Source organism: Pseudoalteromonas sp. RB2-MNA-CIBAN-0110 (assembly GCF_040309305.1).
In the GTDB taxonomy this organism is placed as follows: domain Bacteria; phylum Pseudomonadota; class Gammaproteobacteria; order Enterobacterales; family Alteromonadaceae; genus Pseudoalteromonas; species Pseudoalteromonas arctica.
The window spans coordinates 1-233 of the sequence record NZ_JBEOOQ010000341.1 but is presented as its reverse complement, the minus strand read 5'-3'; the positions used below and the strand labels follow the sequence as shown (position 1 = coordinate 233).

Here is a 233-nt window from a genome sequence, read left to right as displayed (position 1 = left end):
CTGCATTACTACTTTCAGGATTTAAGACTTTTAATGCCTGCATTTCGGGGGCAATATTTAAAATTTGATTATTATCAAAGTACATTTTCTCAATGATGTGCCAAAATGGCTCGCCATCAAGTTTATTCGTTAATCTGGTCTTACAAAGCAGCTTAAAGTCATCGAGATTTTTAATCGACTTTTCAAGCTCTAGATTGTGTAAGGCCTTAATAAAAAATCCGACGACTGTATCC

1 pseudogene is annotated in these 233 nt (G+C 34.8%); it reads right to left on the bottom strand.

Features of this window, described 5'->3' with window-relative positions:
• A pseudogene (locus tag AAEY68_RS21730) lies at positions 1 to 233 on the bottom strand (DNA phosphorothioation-dependent restriction protein DptG); the annotation flags it as partial.